The 21,121-nt window shown below is 68.6% G+C and carries 11 protein-coding genes and 1 pseudogene; 7 read left to right on the top strand and 5 right to left on the bottom strand.

What is annotated here, in order from left to right; all coding sequences use genetic code 11:
- Positions 1 to 22: 22 nt before the first annotated feature.
- Complete coding sequence (locus tag ABZX85_RS02030) at positions 23 to 3,202, bottom strand: DNRLRE domain-containing protein (protein WP_355861658.1); 3,180 nt, start codon at positions 3,200 to 3,202, stop codon at positions 23 to 25.
- A gap of 287 nt (positions 3,203 to 3,489) precedes the next feature.
- On the opposite strand from ABZX85_RS02030, the gene ABZX85_RS02025 reads away from it, so the two are divergent.
- Positions 3,490 to 11,322 (top strand): polymorphic toxin-type HINT domain-containing protein, encoded by a 7,833-nt coding sequence (locus ABZX85_RS02025; protein WP_355861656.1) that lies wholly within the window; start codon positions 3,490 to 3,492, stop codon positions 11,320 to 11,322.
- Between the two features lie 3 nt (positions 11,323 to 11,325).
- The gene (locus tag ABZX85_RS02020) at positions 11,326 to 11,742 is read left to right on the top strand and encodes a hypothetical protein (RefSeq protein WP_355861654.1); all 417 of its coding nucleotides are present in this window, start codon (positions 11,326 to 11,328) and stop codon (positions 11,740 to 11,742) included.
- A gap of 104 nt (positions 11,743 to 11,846) precedes the next feature.
- On the opposite strand, the pseudogene ABZX85_RS02015 reads toward ABZX85_RS02020, so the two are convergent.
- The 4 genes and pseudogenes from ABZX85_RS02015 to ABZX85_RS02000 all read right to left on the bottom strand — a co-directional run.
- Positions 11,847 to 12,173, bottom strand: a pseudogene (locus tag ABZX85_RS02015) (tyrosine-type recombinase/integrase); the annotation flags it as partial.
- Between the two features lie 380 nt (positions 12,174 to 12,553).
- A complete protein-coding gene (locus tag ABZX85_RS02010; RefSeq protein WP_355861652.1) occupies positions 12,554 to 13,117 on the bottom strand; it encodes a Uma2 family endonuclease in 564 nt (187 codons plus the stop codon).
- A gap of 132 nt (positions 13,118 to 13,249) precedes the next feature.
- Positions 13,250 to 13,456: a DUF397 domain-containing protein gene (locus ABZX85_RS02005; protein WP_355861650.1), complete on the bottom strand. Its 207-nt coding sequence runs from the start codon at positions 13,454 to 13,456 to the stop codon at positions 13,250 to 13,252.
- Entirely contained in the window at positions 13,453 to 14,325 is an 873-nt protein-coding gene (locus ABZX85_RS02000; protein ID WP_355861648.1) for a helix-turn-helix transcriptional regulator, read from the bottom strand. The genes ABZX85_RS02005 and ABZX85_RS02000 overlap by 4 nt, the downstream gene beginning before the upstream one ends.
- 242 nt (positions 14,326 to 14,567) lie before the next feature.
- On the opposite strand from ABZX85_RS02000, the gene ABZX85_RS01995 reads away from it, so the two are divergent.
- The 5 genes from ABZX85_RS01995 to ABZX85_RS01975 all read left to right on the top strand — a co-directional run bounded on the left by ABZX85_RS01995 (position 14,568) and on the right by ABZX85_RS01975 (position 20,835).
- The gene (locus tag ABZX85_RS01995; protein WP_355861647.1) at positions 14,568 to 14,987 is read left to right on the top strand and encodes an ATP-binding protein; all 420 of its coding nucleotides are present in this window, start codon (positions 14,568 to 14,570) and stop codon (positions 14,985 to 14,987) included.
- Positions 14,984 to 15,628 (top strand): hypothetical protein, encoded by a 645-nt coding sequence (locus ABZX85_RS01990; protein ID WP_355861645.1) that lies wholly within the window; start codon positions 14,984 to 14,986, stop codon positions 15,626 to 15,628. Before ABZX85_RS01995 ends, ABZX85_RS01990 begins: the two co-directional genes overlap by 4 nt.
- Positions 15,629 to 15,671: 43 nt before the next feature.
- Positions 15,672 to 16,265 carry a Uma2 family endonuclease gene (locus ABZX85_RS01985; RefSeq protein ID WP_355861643.1) on the top strand — a complete coding sequence of 198 codons (594 nt, stop codon included), beginning with the start codon at positions 15,672 to 15,674 and terminating at the stop codon, positions 16,263 to 16,265.
- Between the two features lie 428 nt (positions 16,266 to 16,693).
- Complete coding sequence (locus ABZX85_RS01980) at positions 16,694 to 18,457, top strand: glycoside hydrolase family 35 protein (RefSeq protein ID WP_355861641.1); 1,764 nt, start codon at positions 16,694 to 16,696, stop codon at positions 18,455 to 18,457.
- A 41-nt stretch (positions 18,458 to 18,498) separates the two neighbouring features.
- Positions 18,499 to 20,835: a beta-galactosidase gene (locus ABZX85_RS01975; RefSeq protein ID WP_355861639.1), complete on the top strand. Its 2,337-nt coding sequence runs from the start codon at positions 18,499 to 18,501 to the stop codon at positions 20,833 to 20,835.
- Positions 20,836 to 21,121 lie beyond the last annotated feature (286 nt).

Raw genomic sequence — 21,121 nt, 5'->3', positions numbered from 1 at the left:
GCCCGTCTTTGTGCGACTCGCGTCAGCCCAAGGACCTCACCGTTCGCCAGTCCTCAGTCAGCACGATCTTCACGGGTGCGTTCGTGTTCGTGCGGGACGGGTTGTAGACCCGCATCTGCCCGTCCGCCCCGAAGCGGGCCCAGATGTCGGGGACGCCGTCCTTGTTGATGTCGGGGATGCCGAGGGCGGTGGAGACGTTGGTCTCGGTCCAGTTCGTGCCGTAGGCGACGTCGCCGTTCAGGGAAGCCGCCGCTGTTTTCAGGGAGTTGAGGTCGACGCTGCCGGCCACCGCACCCGGCTTGCCATGGCGGACGTACATGTTCCCGTTGTCGAGGTTGCGCCAGAGCAGATCGGGGACGTCGTCGTCGTTGATGTCGGCGATGTTGACGATGTCGCGCCGGGCCCAGGCGTCCGCGTTCATGAGGGTGGCCGTGTGGAACTTGCCGCCGGTGTAGCCGGAGAGGACCCAGTAGGTGAGACCCGAACGCAGGGCGATGTCGGGGAGCTTGTCACCGGTGATGTCGCCGACGGCCTTGATCTGGGTCCAGGTGGAGGGCGCGGGGGCGTTCGAGGGGAGGAAGACCTTCATGCGTCTGCCGATGTCGAAACTGCCGTAGCCGTCGCCGGGGTAGAGCCAGAACGTCCCGTCGGGAGTCACCGCGAAGAGGTCCGTGACGCCGTCGCCGGGGTAGGCGTCCGCGTAGTGGGTGATCAGCGCGGCCTTGCCGGTGCCGGCGTCGTACCAGTGGCCGGCCGGGTTCAGCGTGCCGGCCGAGGTGTACGACGCGTCGAGGCACTCGTTCAGCTCGCCCAGCTCGTCGCCGACGCAGTTGACCAGCTTGCCGCTCGCGTCGATCGCGAGGATGTCCGGCAGCCCGTCACCGGTTGTGTCGCCGGGCCCGTCGCCGATGTCGCGGGGCGGCAGATAGAAGGTGTGGTTGGAGGTCTTGCTGGGGTTGCCCGCCGCGTCGTACGCGATCACGTTGAGCGTGTTGGGGCCCGCGTGCTTCGGCAGCAGGTCGGGGACCGTCACCACACCCCCCGTCGGGGTCGGCGCGTCCTTCCAGTTCAGCCCGTCCACCGCGTACCGGAACTTCACCGCGCCGGACGACGTGAACGTCACCGGCCCCGACTTGCCGAACTTCACCGTCGCCCAGGTCGCCCCGTCGTCGGTGGCCGCGAGGAACACGTCGCTGTCCACGTCCGGCGGCGGCGGAGCCGAACCGTCCACGGTCAGCGTGCAGTTGCCGCTCGCCGGGTAGTAGGCGGAGCGCCCGTCCCCGGAGTCCTCGGCGCGCACGTTCCAGTAGTAGACGCCCTTGTCGACGAGTGAGCTCGACGGGATGGTCAGGGAAGCCTTGCCGGTCGACGCCGTGGTCACCAGCGTCCCCGCCGGCACCGCCGCGTCCTTCTTCCAGAACCGGAACCGCAGCGCCGACAGGTTGCCGTCCGGGTCGGTGGACTTCGCGGACAGGACGACGTTCGTCTTGCCGACCGTCCGGCCCGCCGCGGCCGTGCTGCACGTGCCGCCGGGCGCGCTGGACACGCTCGAAGGGACGGCCGGGTCACGGTTGTAGGTGACGTTCATCTCCGCGGACGTCGCCTTGAACTTCCGCCACGTCTGCGTGTCGCTCTCGCTGGTCGCCCGCATCCCGAAGGTGATGTTGGCCCAGCCCTTGTCGGCACCCGTCTGCGCGGCCGACTTGACGTTGAACTCCTCGTAGTCGTCGGGGCAGTCGGCCGACGACCAGCCGTGCGCGAACGACTTCCGCTGGATCTCGTCGGACCAGCTCGGCTGCTTGTTCCACGTCGTGCCCGACGAGATCGACCCCGTCAGCCAGAACTGGAACTCCCGCTTGGTGCACGACCAGGAGTGGTTGTTGAGGATTGTGAAGGTCGCCTTGGTGATCGACGCGCCCTTCAGCGAGGTGCTGTAGTTCATCCGCCAGAACGAACGCGCCGTGCCGTTCGTGTCGTTCTCCCGGCCCACCCGCGCGTCCGAGGTGCCGGAGCTGAAGTTGGTGCCGTTCCAGAAACTGGAGTTGGGGTACGGCTTGTACGCCACCGTCCACGCGAGCCAGCCGGAGTTCAGCGGCGGGTCGACGAAGAGCGGGAAGCGGACGGCGGGGTCGTCGAGCAACCCCGTCTCGGAGACGCGCAGTTCGAGCCGCGCCGCCCCCGTCCCGTCCCCGGCCAGCCCGACCGGCGTCGGCGCCTGCCGGGCACCCGGCTCGATCCCGCTCAGCCCTGACAGTCTCAGGACATCGGCCGGCGTCGCCACGGACGTCCGCGCGGCCTCACCGGCCGGCAGCTCCGGGTCCCGCCCGCCCGAGTCCCACGCGAACGGCGTGGGGATGGAGCCGACTTCACGCCGAGCGCCGTCCAGCACGAGCACCCGGCCCGCCCCGGCGTCGTAACGGAACGAGGCGGTGGGCGACTTCAGGCCGTACGACACCGTCGCGACCGAGGCCGCCGCCGCCCGGTCCTTCACGATCAGCAACTGCGCGACGCCGCCCTCCTCCCGGGCGACCAGCAACAGGTCGACCCCGGGCAGCACTTCGGAGTACAGCGCACGCGACCCGTCCAGCACCGGCGCGGGCAGCGGCCCGGGCCAGGTGTACGTCACGGTGTGCCCGCCGAGAACGGTCTCGGCGAGGAAGTTCTCGGCGGCGGCGAGGGGCTGACGGGCGTACGAACGGTTCGAGCGCTCACCCGTAGTACCCGTAGTACCCCCAGCGGAAGCCTCCCCAGCGGAACCCCCCGCAGCCGAAGACCCCGCCGAGAACCGCACCGGCACCACCGGATTGACCGCCCGCACCCCGTCCTTCACCACCCGCAGCCGATTGTCGACCGCCGCCCACTTCCCCTCCGCGTCCCGCGCCCGCACGGGCAACGCGTTGATCCGGGTGCGCAGCCCCCCACCCGGCAGTGCCCAGGTCATCTCGGTCGCGGTGGTCGCCGTGTCGACGACGACCTCCTCGCCGGTCAGCCTGGCCTCGGCCGCCGCGGCGTTCTCGTCGCGTGGCCCGGTCTTCACCGGCCGGACGTCGACGGGCTTACGGGCCTGGGGAGTTGACGGTTCGTCGGCCTGCCACCAGGGCAGCAGGGCAGCGGTCAGCGCGGCCAGCACCAGGCCGAGCGTGAGGGTCAGCCGGGTGCGCGTGCGCACGAAGGGACGGAGAAAGCGAGGCGGCGCGGACACGGCGGTCTACTCCCGTGTGGTCCAGACGGACATGGGCGCGCACACGATCACACGGTTCCCACCGATCGTCCATATATGAAGATTTTATAAATCTGTGATGAGCGCTTGAAATGGCCTTTACCGGAGCCTTACGCGCCAGCCGTGCGTCGATCTGGCCGGAAATCTCCTGTGGTGCACATCTCAATTGGACCCCATCCGTCCACTTCAACCGCCTTGATCCCTGTGCGGTCCATGTCAGAAGGTGCCGAGCACATCTGTTGTTTGCAGCCTGGGTGGAGTCGACGCGTATGCGTGCTCATGGTCTACGACGGCGTCGGCGGCTCGGCCGCCTGGCGACCGTCCTCGTGTTGTCCTCGACGCTGACGGTGACGAGCCTGTCCGCCCAGGCGTGGGCGGTGCCGCCGGCGCCGGACGCGACCCGCAGCGTCGACCTGCCGGACCTCCCCGAGAGCACCGCGCTGGACGGTGACGAGGAGGCCGTCAAGACGATCACGACCGCCCCCGAGATCCCGGTCGACCCGTACACGCCGACCGCCGTCACCCCGTGGCTCGAAGACAGCGGTACCGCGACCATCAAGGCGGACACGGCCCCCGGCACCACCCTCCCCGTCGAGGACCTGCCGATCGCGGTCGGCGTCCCCGAGGGCGGCGACCCCGCGACGCTCGCCGGCACCTGGAAGGTCGACCTGGCCCCGCCGGCCACCTCGCAGGACGCGGGCGTCTCCGGCCTGGTCATGCGGGTCACCCCGCCGGCCACCGCCGACCCGGCCGCGCAGGTCTCGCTCGCCGTCGACACCACCGCCTTCGCCGACCTCTACGGCCCCCAGGCCGCCGACCGGTTCGGCCTGATGCTGCTCCCGGACTGCGTCCTGGACGCCCCCGGCACCGGCGACTGCGCCCCCGAGGGCACCGCGACCATGTCCGGCAAGGCGGAGGACAAGGCCGAGCGCCTATCCAGCACGGTCGAGACGGTCCCGGCGTCGAAGGCGCCCACCCGCACGACGGCGGCGAAGCAGGCGACGACCCGCAAGATCCTCTCGGGCTCGATCCCGGTCGCGGAACTCCTGCCGGGCGACAGCGCGGCGCCCACGACGTCGGGCGTGTCGGCGAGGACGGCCTCCCTCAAGTCCGGGCCCTCCGCCCGGAAGGACTCCTCCGCCCAGAAGGCCGACGCCTCCGCCCAGGACTCCACCGCCCTCCAAGCCGTAGACGCCTCCGGCCCCCAGGTGGTCGGCGCCCTCGACACCGGCTCCTCCGCCTCCGGCGACTTCACCGCCTCCCCCCTCCTCTCCTCCGGCTCCTGGTCGGCGGGTTCCTCCTCGGGCGCCTTCACCTACGGCTACCAGATCCAGGTCCCCGAGTCGGCCGGCGGCCTCACCCCCAAGGTCGCCCTGAGCTACAGCTCGCAGACGGTCGACGGCCGCACCTCCGCCTCCAACAACCAGGCGTCCTGGATCGGCGACGGCTGGGACTACGCCCCCGGCTCGATCACCCGCACCTACGCCACCTGCCGCGAGGACTCCAAGAAGGACGGGTCCAACAACAAGACCCACCGCACCTCGGACCTCTGCTGGGGCTCCGACAACGCGACCCTCTCCCTCGGCGGCACCACGACCGAGCTGGTGTGGGCGGGCGGCAAGTGGACGACGGCCAACGGCGACGGCGCCGTCGTCCAGCAGATCCGCGACGAGTCCACCGGGAACGGCGCCTACAAGGGCGAGTACTGGATCGTCACCACCCGGGACGGCACCAAGTACCACTTCGGCAAGCACAAGCTGCCGGGCGCCCCGAGCGACACGGTCACCGACTCCGTCCTGACCGTCCCGGTCTACGGGAACCACAGCGGTGAGGACTGCTACCAGTCCGAGTGGAAGAACTCCGTCTGCACACAGGGCTGGCGCTGGAACCTCGACTACGTCGAGGACGTCCACGGCAACGCGATGTCCCTGTGGTGGCAGAAGGAAGAGAACCACTACGCCCGGAACTTCAACTTCAAGGACCCGGTCAAGTACGACCGCGGCGGCTGGCTCGACCGCATCGAGTACGGCCAGCGCAACGTCGACAACAGCATCTTCCGCACCCCCGCGACCTCGCGCGTCCTGTTCGGCGTCAAGGAACGCTGCATCGACACGCCGTCCCTGAAGTGCACCGAGGCCAACTTCACCGACAAGGACCCCGGCAAGTACCGCATCTGGTACGACACCCCGGCCGACCTGCGCTGCCAGTCGAAGAAGATGTGCTGGAACGCCGGCCCGTCCTTCTGGACCCGCAAGCGCCTCACCACCATCACCACCGAGACCCAGCGCGTCTCCGGCTCCACCGCCCGTCAGCCGGTCGACAGCTACGCCCTCACCCAGAACTTCCCGGTCCTCAAGACCGGCCCGAACACGGCCCTGTGGCTGGAGTCCGTCCAGCGCACCGGCTACGCCCCCGGCGGCGCGAGCACCGCGCTGAACGCGGTCCGCTTCGAGTCCAACACCGAGGACATGCCGAACCGCGTCAAGGACGACGCCCGCCCCGGCTTCTCCCGGCTGCGTGTCGGCCGTGTCATCAACGAGTACGGCGGCGAGACCGTCGTCAGCTACAAGACGCCCGAGGGCGACTGCAAGACCGGCACCGGCCTGCCCGGCAAGGCCGACAAGGCGGCGCTGAAGGCCAACACCCGGCTCTGCTACCCGGCGTTCTGGAACCCCGACCCCGAGGTCGAGGACATCGACTGGTTCCACAAGTACGTCGTCGACGTCATCGAGGAACTCCCCAACGTCGACGGCGCCCTCGCCACCCGCACCCAGTACGACTACAAGAACGCCGGCTGGAAGCTCGCCGAGGCCGAGTTCACCAAGAAGTCCACCCGGACGTACTCCCAGTTCGCGGGGTTCGAGCAGACCTCCGTCCTCACCGGCGCCGACGACGACAAGATCGGCAGCAAGCGCTCCAAGTCCGTCACCCGCTTCTTCCGCGGCATGGGCGACGACGTCCCCGTCAAGGACATCACCGGCACCGAGATCGCCAAGGACCGCGAGCCCTTCGCGGGCCGGATCGCCGAGGAACTCACCTACACCAACGCCGGTGACGCCGACTCGGACTGGCTCTCCCGCTCCGTCACCGTCCCCGAGGCCACGGTCCTCGCGACCCGTACCCGAGACGACGGCCTCACCCCGCTGCGCGCCTGGCGCGTCACCGAGCCCGAGGAGATCGCGTACACGCGTTCCTCCGGCACCGGCGACGACACCCGCCCCCTGCGCACCGTCAAGACCTCGACCACCTACGAGCCCACCTACGGCCTCCCCACCCAGGTCGAGTCCCAGGGCGACACCGGCAAGACCGGCGACGAGTCCTGCACGAAGCTGGAGTACGTCCACCAGACCGGCAAGAACCTGATCGGCCTCTCCAAGCAGGTCCTGGTCTCCCCGACGACCTGCGCCGCCGCCGACTTCACCAAGCTCTCCACCCTCAGCGGCGGCGTCCGCACCGCCTACGACGGCCAGGCGTACGGCGCCGCGCTGCTCGCCGGCACGCAGGGCGAGGCGTGGCAGACCTGGTCGCTGAACGGCGACGGCACGGACTTCACGACCGACGGCCGCACCGAGTTCGACGACTACGGCCGCGTCGTCAAGCGCATCGACCCGGACAACAACCCCTCCTCGATCACCTTCGACCCGCCGACCGGCCAGGTCTTCACGGTCACCGAGACCAACGCGGCCGGCCACACCCAGATCCAGACCCTGGAGCCTGGCCGGGGCACCTCGCTGAAGACCACGGACGCGAACAACCTGGTCAGCGAGGCGAAGTACGACCCGCTGGGCCGGATGACCGAGGCATGGGCCGCGGGCCGCACCCCGTCCGCCTCCGCCGTCCCGGACTTCAGGGCCGTCTACACGATCCCGCCGTACGACGAGAACAACCCGGACCGCAAGCCGCCGTACATCACCACCTACGCGCGCGGCCACGACAACAAGACCGAGACCTCCGTCACCCTCTACGACGGCCTCGGCCGCGAACGGCAGACGCAGGAGGAGGCCGACGGCGGCGGCCACCTGATCACCGACACCCTCTACAACACCTCCGGCGAGATCTGGCAGACGAACAACGCCTACCTCACCCGTGAGGCGAAGCCCGGCGAACTCTTCCAGCCGGAGAGCGACCTCGCGGTCCGCAACATCACCCGCTACACGTACGACGGTCTCGGCCGCGTCCTCACCGAGACCCCGGTCCTGCAGGTCACCGACCCGCTGACCGGCGAGTCCTCCTCCGAGGCGGTCGCCGAGAAGGCCGTCCGCTACGAGTACGGCCAGGACTGGTCGAAGGTGATCAACCCGGCCGGCACCTCGTCCTACCGCGTCTTCACCGACGCCCTCGGCCGCACCTCCCGCGTCGACACCTTCAACCCGGAGGCGCCGAACGGCTTCACGTCGATGCGGTACACGTACAACCGCGACGGCCAGACGGACAAGGCGACCAGTTCCGCGGACACCGCGCACCCGTGGTCGTGGACCTACGACCACCGGGGCCGCCAGCTCACCGCGACCGACCCCGACACCGGCACCACCAGCACCAAGTACGACGCCCGGGGCCGGGTCCTGACCACCACCACCGCGCGCGGCACGGTCTGGAACGGCTACGACCTGCTGTCCCGCCCGACCGAACAGCGCCTGGGCGACGACAAGGGCACCCTCCTCGCGTCCTTCGAGTACGACAAGGCGACCGGCGGCAAGGGCATGCCGTACGCGGCGACCCGCTACACCGACGGCGAGAAGTACGTCCAGAAGGTCGACGGCTACACCAAGGACTACCAGCCGACCTCGACGACCCTGACCCTCCCGCAGTCCGTCAAGGACGCCTGGGGCCTGGACCTGGAGTACCGCTCCGACTTCGCCTACACCGACACGGGCATGCTCCAGGAGGCGACCCTCCCCAAGGCGGGCCGCTTCGACAAGGAGACCCTGGTCGTCCGCTACAACGAGGACGGCAAGCCGCTCTCCGTCAGCGGCAAGGACTGGTACGGCGCCGAGACCGAGTACGACTCCTACGGCCAGGTCCTGCGCTCCACGCTCGGCGCGCAGCCGTACCGGGTGTGGACGCAGGCGGCGTACGACGAGTCCAGCGGCGAACTGACCGAACAGCGCGTCTACCGCGAGCAGACCGGCGACAAGGGCGTCGTGTCCGACAACCTCGTCTCCCGCCGCACCTACGCCTACGACCCCTCCGGCAACGTCACCTCCATCAACGAGAACGCCGTCGGCAGGGCCACCGAGCGCCAGTGCTTCACGTACGACCCGCTCGGCCAGCTGAAGTCCGCGTGGACCGCGTCGGACCAGACGTCCTGCGTCGGCCCGAAGAAGTCCGACGGCACGCTGAACGTGACGGCCGGCTCGGACAACTCCGGCTACTGGCAGGAGTACGAGTACGACCTCGTCGGCAACCGCAAGAAGCTCACCGAGAAGAACCTCGCCGGCGACACGGCCAGGGACGCCGTCACCTCCTACTCCTACGGCAAGGCGGACGGCAGCCAGCCGCACACCCTCACCAAGGTCTCGAAGAAGTACCGGGCCACCGCGACCGGACCGGAGATCACGGCCGAGGCGGAGCGCGTCTACGAGCTGACCGGCGAGACCAAGACCGTCACGTCCCTCCAGAACGGCGACAAGCAGCAGCTGTCCTGGACGTACGACGGCAAGGTCGAGCGGATCACCGGCGCGGGGACGGGCGGCAAGACGCCGTACGTCGGGCTCGCGGACAAGTGCCTGGACCTGAAGGGTGGCCTCACCGTCACCGACCAGCCGGTCCACCTCTACTCCTGCAACGGCACCCCCGGCCAGAGCTGGCGCTTCGCGCAGGTCCCCGGCACGGACCCCGACAAGGGCACGCTCAGCGTCTACGACGACTGGTGCCTCCAGCCCGCCGCCGGCACGGCCGGTTCGGCGTTCGGCATCCGCAAGTGCGACGGCACCGCGGCCCAGGAGTTCAAGCGCAACACCGCGGGCCAGCTTCTCTACGGCACGCTGTGCGCGGCGGTGAAGGACGCCAACTCGGCGAACTCCACCCCGGTCGTCCTCGCGACCTGCGACGCGTCCAAGGCCGAACAGAAGTGGGCGGCCCAGAACGACACGCGGTACGTGTACGGGCCCGACGGCAACCGCCTGCTGTCGATCAAGGGCAAGCAGGCGACCCTGTACCTCGGTGACACCGAGGTCACCGTCATGGCGGGCGGCGCGCTGATCAACTCCCAGCGCACGTACTCCGCCCCGGGCGGCGCCGTCATGCGCTACGCCTACGGCCTCGGCACCGAGAACCTCGTCGCCCTCGCCGGCGACCACCAGGGCAGCACCTACCTCGAAGTCGCCCTGAACAGCACGAACACGGTCCGGATGCGCAAGCAGGACCCCTTCGGCAACCAGCGCGCCGCGAGCACGGTCGGCGTCAACGTCCAGACCCACACCGGGTTCCTGGGCGCGACCCGGGACGACGCATCGGGCTACCAACCTCTCGGCGCACGCCTCTACGACCCGGTGGTGGGCCGCTTCATCTCGGCGGACCCGGTCCTGGACCTCAACGACGTCCTCCAGTCCAACGGCTACTCCTACGCCCACAACAACCCGGTGACGATGTCCGACCCGACGGGTCTGGCGATCAGCCTCACGGCATCGGAACGGGCCGCCGCGCTGGCGGGAGCGGGGTTGTCGGCGGCGCAGGTCGCGCAGGCCCAGTCGATGATGGGCAAGTCTCTGACGTCGGTCATCCTGGCGGTCGCCTGGGAGACCCTGAAGGACTTCATCGGCATCAACGACGCCATGGCCTGCTTCGGCGGCGACATGTGGTCCTGCGGCAGCCTCATCATCGGCGCCATCCCCTGGACCAAGCTCGGCAAGATCCCCTCGGTCCTCAAGGCCGTCAACCGCACGATCAAGGCGATCGAGTCCTTCCGCGCGGCGAAGAAGGCCGCGGAACTGGTCCTGAAGGCGGCGAAGGCGGCGGAATCGGCCGCGTTGCGGGCCAAGAAGGCGGCGATCGAGAAGGCGAAACGGGAAGCCGCGCAACGGGCCAAGAAGAAGGCTGCGGAACAGGCGAAACGCACAGCCGACGCGGCGGCGGCCCGCGCGAGAAAGACAGGCAACGCCACCCAGAAGCAGGCCCAGGCGAAGGCGGCTCCCAAGGTCTCCACGGCCAAGTCGTCCGGGGGCGGCGGAGGCTCCGCCAAGAGCGGCGGCTCCAAGCCGGGCGGCAACTCCGGAGGATCGTCACGAGGAAGCGGCGGTTCCAGCGGGAGCGGCGGCTCGGGCAAGGCCGCCGAGAGCGGGCCCACCTGCAACAGCTTCGTCCCTGGCACTCGGGTCCTGATGGCCGACGGTTCCACGAAACCGATCGAGAAGGTCAAGGCCGGCGACAAGGTCGTCGCCACCGACGAACAGTCCGGCGAGACCCGCGCTCAGACGGTCACCGCCGAGATCAAGGGCAGGGGCCTCAAGCACCTCGTCAAGGTCACGATCGACGTCGACGGGAAGAAGGGCACCGAGACCGCCTCGATCACCGCGACCGACGGGCATCCCTTCTGGGTTCCTGCACTCCGAGAGTGGGTCGACGCGACCGATCTGCGGACCGGAGATTGGCTGCGGACCAGCGCGGGAACGTTCGTCCAGATTGCCGCGATCCAGCGGTGGACAGAACAGACGTCCACTGTGCATAACCTGACGGTCAGCGACGTCCACACGTACTACGTGCTCGCAGGCGCCGCGCCGGTCCTGGTTCACAACTGTGGGGACGTGTATCGAAGCGATACCCGAGATCCCAGCGAAATCTTCGAAGGAGGATTCGAGCCCAAGGGAGACAATATGAATCTAGAAGAGCACGTAGCGGGTGTCTCCGGGGTCTACACCCCCGACTCTGGATTCGTTTCGACGACCACCTCGAAGTCTCACGCGTTGAGTCGGAATGGCCACACTTATGTGATCGACTCCAGAGGTGCATCTGGAGGGATTGACGTGAACAAGAGGATCCCTGGGAATGTTCACGCAAACGAGGCAGAGATAGCTGTTCCGCGCGCCATTGATTCATGTCACATACGCGGGTGTTGGCATGAAACGACAGGAGAATGGATCCCAAATCCGAACTATCGGGAGTGAGGCATGGAATCGCTTGAACTACTGGCCGTAGGGCGAGGATCCTCAGTCGTTCCAGTCTCATTCGAGATCCTTGATAGCGAAGGGGCGGGCTTGAGAATGAAGTTCTCAGGTCGAGACTGGCAGTCCTTCACTGAGTCGAATCTGTTCAAGTGTCTCCTGAGTGCTCGAACCGACTTGGAGAAGGAAGATCTCCTGCTTTGCTGCCAAGGGGCGCGACCGGACGTCTTTCCCTCCGGAATGCAACAGCAGATGGATAATGGCCGCTTTGCCGCAGTCCTCTCCCGGTCCGCCGAAGAGGAAGAGACTGTCGACATCTTCGCTGCGGCTGAGCCGTCACAGGTGACTTCTGTGGAAGCCCAGCGAGTGGCCGTATATCAGTTCTTCAACCTGCCGATTTCTGATGCGGGCGGAGACGCTTAGAAAGGACCTGGATCGGCGTGTGACTGCAACGCTGACGGCAACAGGCCCGAACGTCGGTGCCCCCCACGAGGTCTCGTGGGGGGCACCGACGTTCGTAGAGTGGATCAGTCGTCTGTTGCTGTGTGGGGCGGATGGGCGAGGCGCTTCCCCTGTAGTGCATCCCCCAGGGCGTTGATGGCTTGGCGTTGGAGCCGGAGTCGAACATGGGCGTAGACGCCGGCGGTGACGCCGATGTGAGCGTGCCCGAGAAGTTCCTTGATCACGACGAGGTCGACACCTTGTTCCAGGAGGAGTGTGGCGGTCGAGTGTCGGAGGTCGTGGAAGCGAATGCGGCCGAGTCCGGCCCGGTGGAGGAAGCTGCGGAAGCGGCGGGTGAGGTTGGCCGGATTGAGAGGCCGTCCGGTCGGCGTGGTGAAGGGGAGGGTAGATTCATGGAGCTATCTCGTCGTTTCGATCGCTCACTTTTCTCGCTCGGTCGCGGTGATGCTGCTCTTGTGAGCCTTGTTTCCGGAGTGGCTGGAGAGCGAGTTCATCCCATTTTCTGAAGGTAGGGGTCGTCGGTTGACGACGACTGTGGTAGCTGGTGGCCCATAAGGGGGTGATTATTACTTCATTGTTCGCTGGCGCGATTTGCCGTGTTCATTGCCAACGCGTGCGGCTGGCACTGTCGGGAATCTTCCGCCACATTGCTAAGCCGGATGGAATTAAGTGCCGAGAGGTGGATTAAACGGGCGAACGGGCTGGCATCCAGCTTGGTGTCGCTTGACCGCCTCGGGGGCTACGGCGGCCCCGACCTTGGTCGACTCCAGCTCTACTGCCGGGAGAGCGTGGCCGGGTCGATCTCGATGGGGAACGGAGTGTCGAGGCAGGTTGTCGCGCCTGCGAGGGCCGTCGTCCGCTCTACGTACCGGCCGCCTTCCAGCTCGTGGACGACAAGCATGGGGGCCGGATCGAATTCGAGTCGCCAGAAGTGCGGGATGGCCGCCTCGGCGTAGAGCATCGGTTTGAATTTGCGGTCCACCATGCGATTGCCGGGGGAGACCAGTTCGATCACCAGCTGTACGCCCTCGGCGTTGACACTGACGGAGTCCTCGACGGTCGCACCGGCGTCGGCCACGACCAGGTCGGGTACTACCAGGCCCGACGGCAGGATGACGTTGATGGCTTCCAGTACCTCGACCGGCGCCTTGGCGGCCTGGGCCGCCGCGTGAAGGATCATGGCCAGCCGGAGCGAGGCCCTCTGGTGACGGATACCGGGGGCGGGGGACACGACTAGGGACTCCCCCAGCAGCTCGTAACGGACGGTGCGGTCTTCGGGCAGAGCCAGGACATCGGCGACGGTCCATGGACCGGTGTGGTCGATGGCAATGCTCATCCCTGTTCACCTTCTCGTCCGACCAGGGGTTTTGGGTGTGACCCCGACAGGCGGTAATACGGCCAGCATACGGGCGCCTTTGCCCGCCGACATCAGGGTTCGTCGGCCTGGAGAAGACGCTGTCGGTCAGCCCTACTGGACGTGCTCCGACTTGGTGGCGTTCACGAAGGTCAGCCAGGAAGGGATGGGAAAGACGAAGGCCCCGTGGGAGGGGGCCTTCGAGTCGCGGACCGCGACCTCGCCGGCGGGGAGGGGGAGGTACTCGACGCAGTCGGCGTCGGCTCCGTCGCTGTAGCTGCTCTTCGTCCAGCCACCTGCCGGGAGGTCCTTGCGAATCATCGGCTTCCGTCAGCTCCCTCGAAGTCCTTCATCACGCGCCTGATCAAGTCGGCGGTCTGTCGTGACGATAGGGCGGACGCTCGAATCTCGTCAAAGAGCTTCCGGTAGACCTCCACATCGTCGGCGTCTTGCATGTACAGAGCCTTGGCTCTGGTGCTGACCTCGACGACGTCGAGGGTGGTGGCGTCATCATTGATGATCGTCCGGAAGGCTCCGTGGAGCCCGGCGTAGACCGCCTGCTCGAACGGGACGACCTGGATGGTCAGATAGGACTCGTTGGTCAGCTCAAGCAGATGGCTGAGTTGCTTCCTCATGACCGCGGGGCCGCCCACCGGCCTGCGAATGGCGCCTTCGTCGAGGACACACACCACCTGCGGCGGCCTCTCCTGCTTGAAGATCTTCTGCCGGGCCATCCGGAGGTCGACGTAGTGCTGCACATCCTCCTGCGTACGCCAAGGATCGAACCCGTAGATCATCGCGTGTGCGTACTCCGGTATCTGGAGCAGCCCCGTCAGGTGCATGGCCGAGAACGCCTCGATGCGGGTGCACTCGGCTTCCAGCTCCACGATCTCGCGCAGGTTCACGCCGAGGTTGTACTCAGGGAAGTACTGCCGTTGTCCGCTCTCCCGCAGCAGCGTGATCAGATCCGTGCGAACTCGTTCGTCCTTCACGCCGTACAGGTCGAGCAGCGCCTGAAGCTCCAGCCGGCGAAGGCGAAGCCTGCCGGTCTCGATCTTGGACATCTTGCTCTGCTGGGCGTCGAGTTCGGCGGCGGCCTCCTTCTGGCCGATGCCCGCTGCCTCGCGCAGCCGCTTGAGATCGGCTCCGAGTTTGCGCTGCCTGAGCGTTGGACCTTGCCGACTTGCCACATCCCCTCCTTGATCGGGACCAAGTCTGTCGTACGGCGTGCGCAGCGGGGAGGCTTTCGCGCGCCGTGGCATATGACAGAGTCTCATGGGACTTCACTCGTTGGGACTTATTCCGCGAAGTATGTTGCGTGACGACTTCGGCCTGCCCCACTCTGGTGCCGCAGCAGCCCAGCCGTGCTCGGCAGCCTCAACTGCCCTGACCTGGCGTGACCTTGGCTGCCCGATGCCCAACTGGAGGCGCCATGCCGCAAAACGCGCAACAAGTGCACCGGGAGTTCCGATTGCCCCTCCTCGTCGAACCGGAGGAACTCCGCTGGGTCCGCCGGATCGTCGGAACTCACGTTCGGGCGTGGGGACTTGACGCCGTGATGGACGACGCGCTGGAGGTCGTCACCGAGTTGCTGACCAACGTCCACCGGTACGCCGGCGGCCTCGCCCTCCTCGTACTGCGGGCCTGCGCGCACGAGTTGCGGATCACCGTGAGCGACCGCTCCCGCGCGCTCCCGGTGGTGAGGGAGCCGGACTGGGAGGCGCAGTCGGGCAGGGGCATGCTGCTCGTCGCCGCGTTGACGGACTGGTGGCGGGCGGAGTTGACGGCGACGGGGAAGGACGTGTGCTGCGGGCTGAGTCTCCTGGACGCCGGAAGGGGCCCGGAGTCGTGAGTGTGATCGTCCCGTACATCACGTGCCGCGAGGGCGAGGAGCCCGTCAAGAACAAGGCACTGTGCGGAAGTTGGGGACCGGACGGTCGTCCCCGCCTCGGCTACCGAACCGAACTCCCCGGCGACCGCGACTTACAGGACGTCCTCTGGGCCCGCTGCCCCCAGCGACGCGGACCGGACGGCCTCCCCACCGGCGACCCCCAGTGGCGGGACGTCCACCCGGCCCGCCAACGCGAGTGCATGCAGCGCCTGTTGTGCCAGGTCTGCGCCCAACCGGCACGTACAGCGAGGGGATTCATCTTCCTGGTCGCCCCCGGCGAACTCCGCCCGAACGAAACCACCCTCCTGACCACCCAGCCCCCGGTCTGCCGCAGACACGCCCGCACCGCCGCCACCCTCTGCCCCTACCTCCGCGACACCCCGACCGCCCTCCTCGTCCCAGCCCCCCGCCTCCACGGCGTGGTCGGCGCCCTCTACGAACCCACCGGCCCCCGAATCCGCCCCGCCCCCACCGACATCGGCTCCCTCCCGTACGGCCACCCTTGCCTCCGCTGGTACCTCGCCTCCCAAATGGTCCGCAGACTCCACTCGTTCGAGGCTGTCGACTGGAAGCGGCTCGCTGACGACCGAGAGGCCAACTAGCCTGAGCCGCTAGCCGAGTTCAACAGGAAACGGGAGGCGCACCGTGAGTACCCCGGTTCACCGCCCCATCCCCGTGCGCCGCGGACGTTTGCGCGAAACCGCGACGAGCATCGAGCAGGCCACCGGCATGAGCGTCGAGATCATCGGCGGCGTACTCCGGATGCCCCCACCCCCGACCGGCAAACACGCCGGAATCATCATCGACCTGCGCGACGCCATCCGCCCACAACTCCCGCCCAGGTGTGAGGCGTTCGAGAACATCTCCATCCCCATGCCCGGCGACCCCGACGACTACGCGACCCCCGACCTCACCATCGGCCCCCGTGCGTTCCGCGACGACGACGGCTGGCTCCTGGACGCCGACGCGGTCGAACTGGCCGTAGAGGTCATCTCCCCGAACGAACGCCTGAAGGGGATCAACGAGAAGACCGCCTGGTACGCGGCGGCCGGCGTCCCCCTGCTGTTGCAGGTCGACCCCCGAACGGGCACGTGGACGCTGTTCGGCAGGCCGGGGGAGGAGCAGTACAACAGCGTGGATCATGGCAAGTACGGCGAGGAAGTCCCCTTGCCCGCCGACCTCGGCGGCGACCTGCCCACGACCGGCCTCGGCATGTACGGCACCCCGCCGCGCGGCTGATGGCAGCAGCACCTCGCCAAGGAAGCCACGGCTTGTGAAGTTCGATGGTGCGGCCCGCACGACCCAGGTGGCGTGTCGCCGACTCGGGTCGGACGACCCGTTCCGGCTGGCCGAGCCGCTCAAGGAGAGTTCCCCTTGATGCTCCGGGCCGAGGCGTCGTACGAGCGGCGGCGCATCGGGAACTTCTTCCCGGAGGAGTAGGCGCCCTCGCCCGGCATCCCGCGCCCCTTCTCTGTCCAGCCCTTTCTCAAACCCTCGTACAAACCCTGTTGACGACGTCGATGTTACCGGTAACATCGACGCCCGTCGGAGGTTTTGAGAGCCGCTCACGATGATGTGGGCCGTCCCCGGGAGGCCGCGTGCCCGATCCGTGCCCTCAGGGGTCTGCCTGCTCTCCGTCCCGTACCCCCCTCTCCGGAAGGACCCCCATGTCCGCCCTGACCACCACCCCTACATCTTTCGAGCTCAACGGCGAGCCCTTCCGGATCATCTCCGGCGCGCTGCACTACTTCCGGGTGCACCCGGACCAGTGGGCGGACCGGCTGCGCAAGGCGCGGCTCATGGGGCTGAACACGGTGGAGACGTACGTTCCCTGGAACCTCCACCAGCCCGAACCCGGCACGCTGGTCCTCGACGGCCTCCTCGACCTGCCCCGGTTCCTGCGGCTCGCGCAGGCGGAAGGGCTGAAGGTGCTGCTGCGCCCCGGCCCCTACATCTGCGCGGAGTGGGACGGCGGCGGCCTCCCGCACTGGCTCATGACGGACTCGGACGTCCAACTCCGCAGCAGCGACCCGAAGTTCACGGCGATCATCGGCCGCTACCTCGACCTGCTCCTGCCCCCGCTCCTCCCGCACATGGCCGCGTCCGGCGGCCCGGTCATCGCGGTCCAGGTGGAGAACGAGTACGGCGCGTACGGCAACGACACCGCCTACCTCAAGCACCTCGTGGAGGCGTTCCGTTCACGGGGGATCGACGAACTCCTGTTCACCTGCGACCAGGTGAACCCCGAACACCAGGAGGCCGGCGGCATCCCCGGCGTCCTCGCCACCGGCACCTTCGGCGGAAAGATCGACACCGCGCTCGCCACCCTGCGCGAGCACCAGCCCGAAGGCCCCCTGATGTGCGCCGAGTTCTGGATCGGCTGGTTCGACCACTGGGGCGGCCCGCACCACACCCGCGACACCGCCGACGTCGCCGCCGACCTCGACAAGCTCCTCGCGGCCGGCGCCTCCGTGAACATCTACATGTTCCACGGCGGCACCAACTTCGGCCTCACCAACGGCGCCAACCACCACCACACGTACGCCCCCACCGTCACCTCGTACGACTACGACGCCCCCCTCACCGAGAACGGCGACCCGGGACCGAAGTACCACGCCTTCCGCGAGGTCATCGCCAAGTACGCGCCCGTCCCGGAGGAGTTGCCCACCCCCTCGGCCAAACTCCCGGTCACCGAGGTCGAGTTGACCGAACGGGCACCCCTGCTGCCGTACCTCTCCGAACTGTCGGGACGCACCGTCCGCACCGAAACCCCCATCACCGCCGACGAGTTGGGCATGCGGGCGGGATACGTCCTGTACCGCAGCACCCTGCCGAAGAACGGCCTCGGCGTACTGCACTTCGCGGGCGGCGTGGGGGACAGGGCCCAGGTGTACGTCGACGGCGCACCGGTCGGCGTCCTGGAGAACGAACGGCAGGAAGTCAGCCTCCCGGTCCAAGTCCACCGCAGGGGCGCCGTGTTGGAGGTGCTCGTCGAGAACATGGGCCGCGTCAACTACGGGCCGCGCATCGGAACCCCGAAGGGCCTGCTCGGACCGGTCACCTTCGACGGCATGCCGATCAACGGCTGGGAGTGCCGCCCGCTCCCGATGGACGCGCCCCTCTCGGCCGCCCTCTACGCCCAGGCGGAGACCGACGGCTGCGCCGAACCCGCCTTCCACCGGGGGACGTTCGAGGTCACCGACCCCGCCGACACCTTCCTCTCCCTGCCGGGATGGACGAAGGGGCAGGCGTGGATCAACGGCTTCTCGCTCGGCCGCTACTGGAACCGAGGCCCGCAGCACACCCTCTACGTCCCCGCCCCCGTCCTGCGGCCCGGCGCCAACACCCTGATCGTCCTGGAACTCCAGGCGTCCACGACGAACCGCGCCCGCCTCGTCGACACGCCCGACCTCGGCCCGAAGGGGCAGTGAAGCCCGTGAGTCCAGTGAAACCGGCGAGTTCAGTAAGGCCAGTGACCCCCGTGACGCACCACCTGCGCATCCCCGCCCCCGCCGCCCCGCCCCGCACCGGCCACCTCCCCTTCTCCGACGCCCCCGGCGCCCCCGACCCCGTCGAGATCACCAGCCGCTGGCTCACCCGGGGCGGCAAGCCCTGGTTCCCGGTCTCCGGTGAGTTCCACTACTCCCGCTACCCGAAGGGCGGTTGGGAGGAGGAACTGCTCAAGATGAAGGCCGCCGGGGTGACCGCCGTCGCCTCCTACGTCATCTGGATTCACCACCAGGAGACCCCCGACGCCCCCCGGTTCGACGGAGACCTCGACCTGCGCCGGTTCGCCGAACTCTGCGCCCGTCACGGCCTCGACTTCATCCCCCGTATCGGCCCCTGGTCCCACGCGGAGGTACGCAACGGCGGGCTCCCCGACTGGGTATTCGCCCGCGTCGACGCCGCCCGCACCGACGACCCCGCCTATCTCGCCCTCGTCCAGCCCTGGTTCGAGGCGATCGCCGCCCAACTCGCCGGTCTGGACCGGGCGTCGGGCGGCCCGATCATCGCCATTCAGATCGAGAACGAGCTCTACGACCAGCCGGGCCACCTGCTCACCCTCAAGCGCATGGCCCAACAGGCGGGCATGGACGCGCCGTTGTGGACGTCCACCGCCTGGGGCGGGGTCCAGCTCCCCGGCGACGAGCTGATGCCGCTGTACGGCGGCTACCCCGAGACCTTCTGGACCGAGGCCGACGGCGGCTGGCCCGACACCTGCCGCAAGCACTTCTTCTTCACGCACCAGCGCGACGACGAGGGCATCGGCGCCGACCTCAGGCCGACGACCGTACGGGGCGTCGACTCGGCCGTGTACGCCGAGCGATTCCCTTGGGCCACCTGCGAGTTGGGTGGCGGGATGGCCGTCGCCTACCACCGCCGCCCGCGCGTCACCGCCGCCGACATCGGGTCCCTCGGCCTCACGAAGATCGGCTGCGGCTCGGTCTGGCAGGGCTACTACATGTTCCACGGCGGCACCAACCCGGCCCCCGGACTCCAGGAGTCCCACGCCACCGGCTACCCCAACGACCTCCCCGTCCTCACCTACGACTTCCAGGCACCCCTGGGGGAGTACGGCCAGTACCGCGACTCCTACGACGAACTCCGGCTCCAACACCTGCTGTTGGCGGAGTTCGGGGAGCGCATCGCGCCGATGGAGTCGGTGCTTCCCCTGGAGTTGCCGACAGGGCAGCACGACGGGGAGACGCTGCGGTGGGCCGTGCGGACCGACGGGGAGTCCGGGTTCCTGTTCGTCAACAACCACCAGCCGCACGGGGAGTTGGCCGAGCATCCCGGCACGACGTTCGTCGTCGGCGGGCTCAGCTTCCCCAGTGAGCCGTTCACGGTTCCCCAAGGCGCCTATTTCTGCTGGCCGTTCAGGATGGAGTTCGGCGGGCTGCGCGTCGAGTGGGCCACGGCTCAGCCCGTCTGCACGGTCCAGGACGGCGACCGTACGGTCCTCGTGCTGGCCGCGACCGAGGGGGTGCCGGTCGAGGTCGCGCTCGGCGCCGGCGTCGAGGTGAACGCCGTACCGGAAGGCGCCGAGACCGGACCGGCGTTCGAGGACGGGAGCGGCGTACTCGTCACCGGCATCCGTCCCGGCACCGCCGCCCGCATCGGGACCGGTATGGGGACCGACCTCCTCGTCCTCGACGCCGCCACCGCCCGCACCGCCTACAAGGGGTACGCCTGGGGTACGGAGCGGCTGGTCCTCTCGACCGAGGGCGTCGTCTTCGACACCCACCGCGACGAGGTGCGGCTGCATGGGCGTACCCCGGGCAGCCGGGAGAGCGTCTCCTTCGCCGTCCTCCCCGCGCCGGAGCGGATGCCGAAGGGGGAGGGGACGACCGAGGCGCGGGACGGCGTGTTCACGCGGTACACCCTGTCCGGCTCGGCGGACCCGGCACCCGTACCGGCCGTCGAACTCCTCCGCCCCGCCGGGGACCCGCCCCCGGCCACGACCGGCGTCCTCCAGCGGGCGAGCGCGCCGGCGGACGAGTGGTACGAGCGCTCGGCCGCCGTCCACGAGGTGCGGGTCCCGCCGCACGACCACGCCGGTGTCCTCCGGCTCCACTGGCGCGGCGACGTCGCCCGCGCCTACGCGGGGGGCCGGCTCGTCGCCGACCAGTTCTACTCCGGCCGCCCCTGGGACATCGGACTCGACCTCCTCCCCGAGGGCGAACCCCTGACGGTACGGGTACTGCCCGCCGACCCGACGGCCCAGGTGTATCTGCCGGTGGAGAGGGAGGGAGCGGCGGAGGTACGGGACGCGGAGGTGGTGACGGCCCGGGTGTGGAGGGTGGGCTGAGGGACGGGGCAGGGCAGGGTGCGAGGTACCTGAGGGGTACTGAGGTGTACGTCGCTCGTAGGACCCGTAGTACTCCGGGCCGACCCTGCCCCACCCCTACACCCCGTAGTACTCCGGAGCCACACCTCCCGGCCCTCCCACCCCACCCGTACACCCCGTAGTACTCCAGAGCCACCCCCACCATCCCCTCACCTCGCCCCCGCCCTCCCCCCACCCCCGTCCTATCCTGTGAATCCGTCGGCCACCCCAGCGCCGGCGGCCCAAGGCCCCGGGATCGGGTGGGCCG

Source organism: Streptomyces sp. NPDC004539 (assembly GCF_040610055.1).
In the GTDB taxonomy this organism is placed as follows: domain Bacteria; phylum Actinomycetota; class Actinomycetes; order Streptomycetales; family Streptomycetaceae; genus Streptomyces.
Note: the sequence above shows the minus strand (reverse complement) of the source record. Positions and strands in the feature narration are given on the sequence as shown.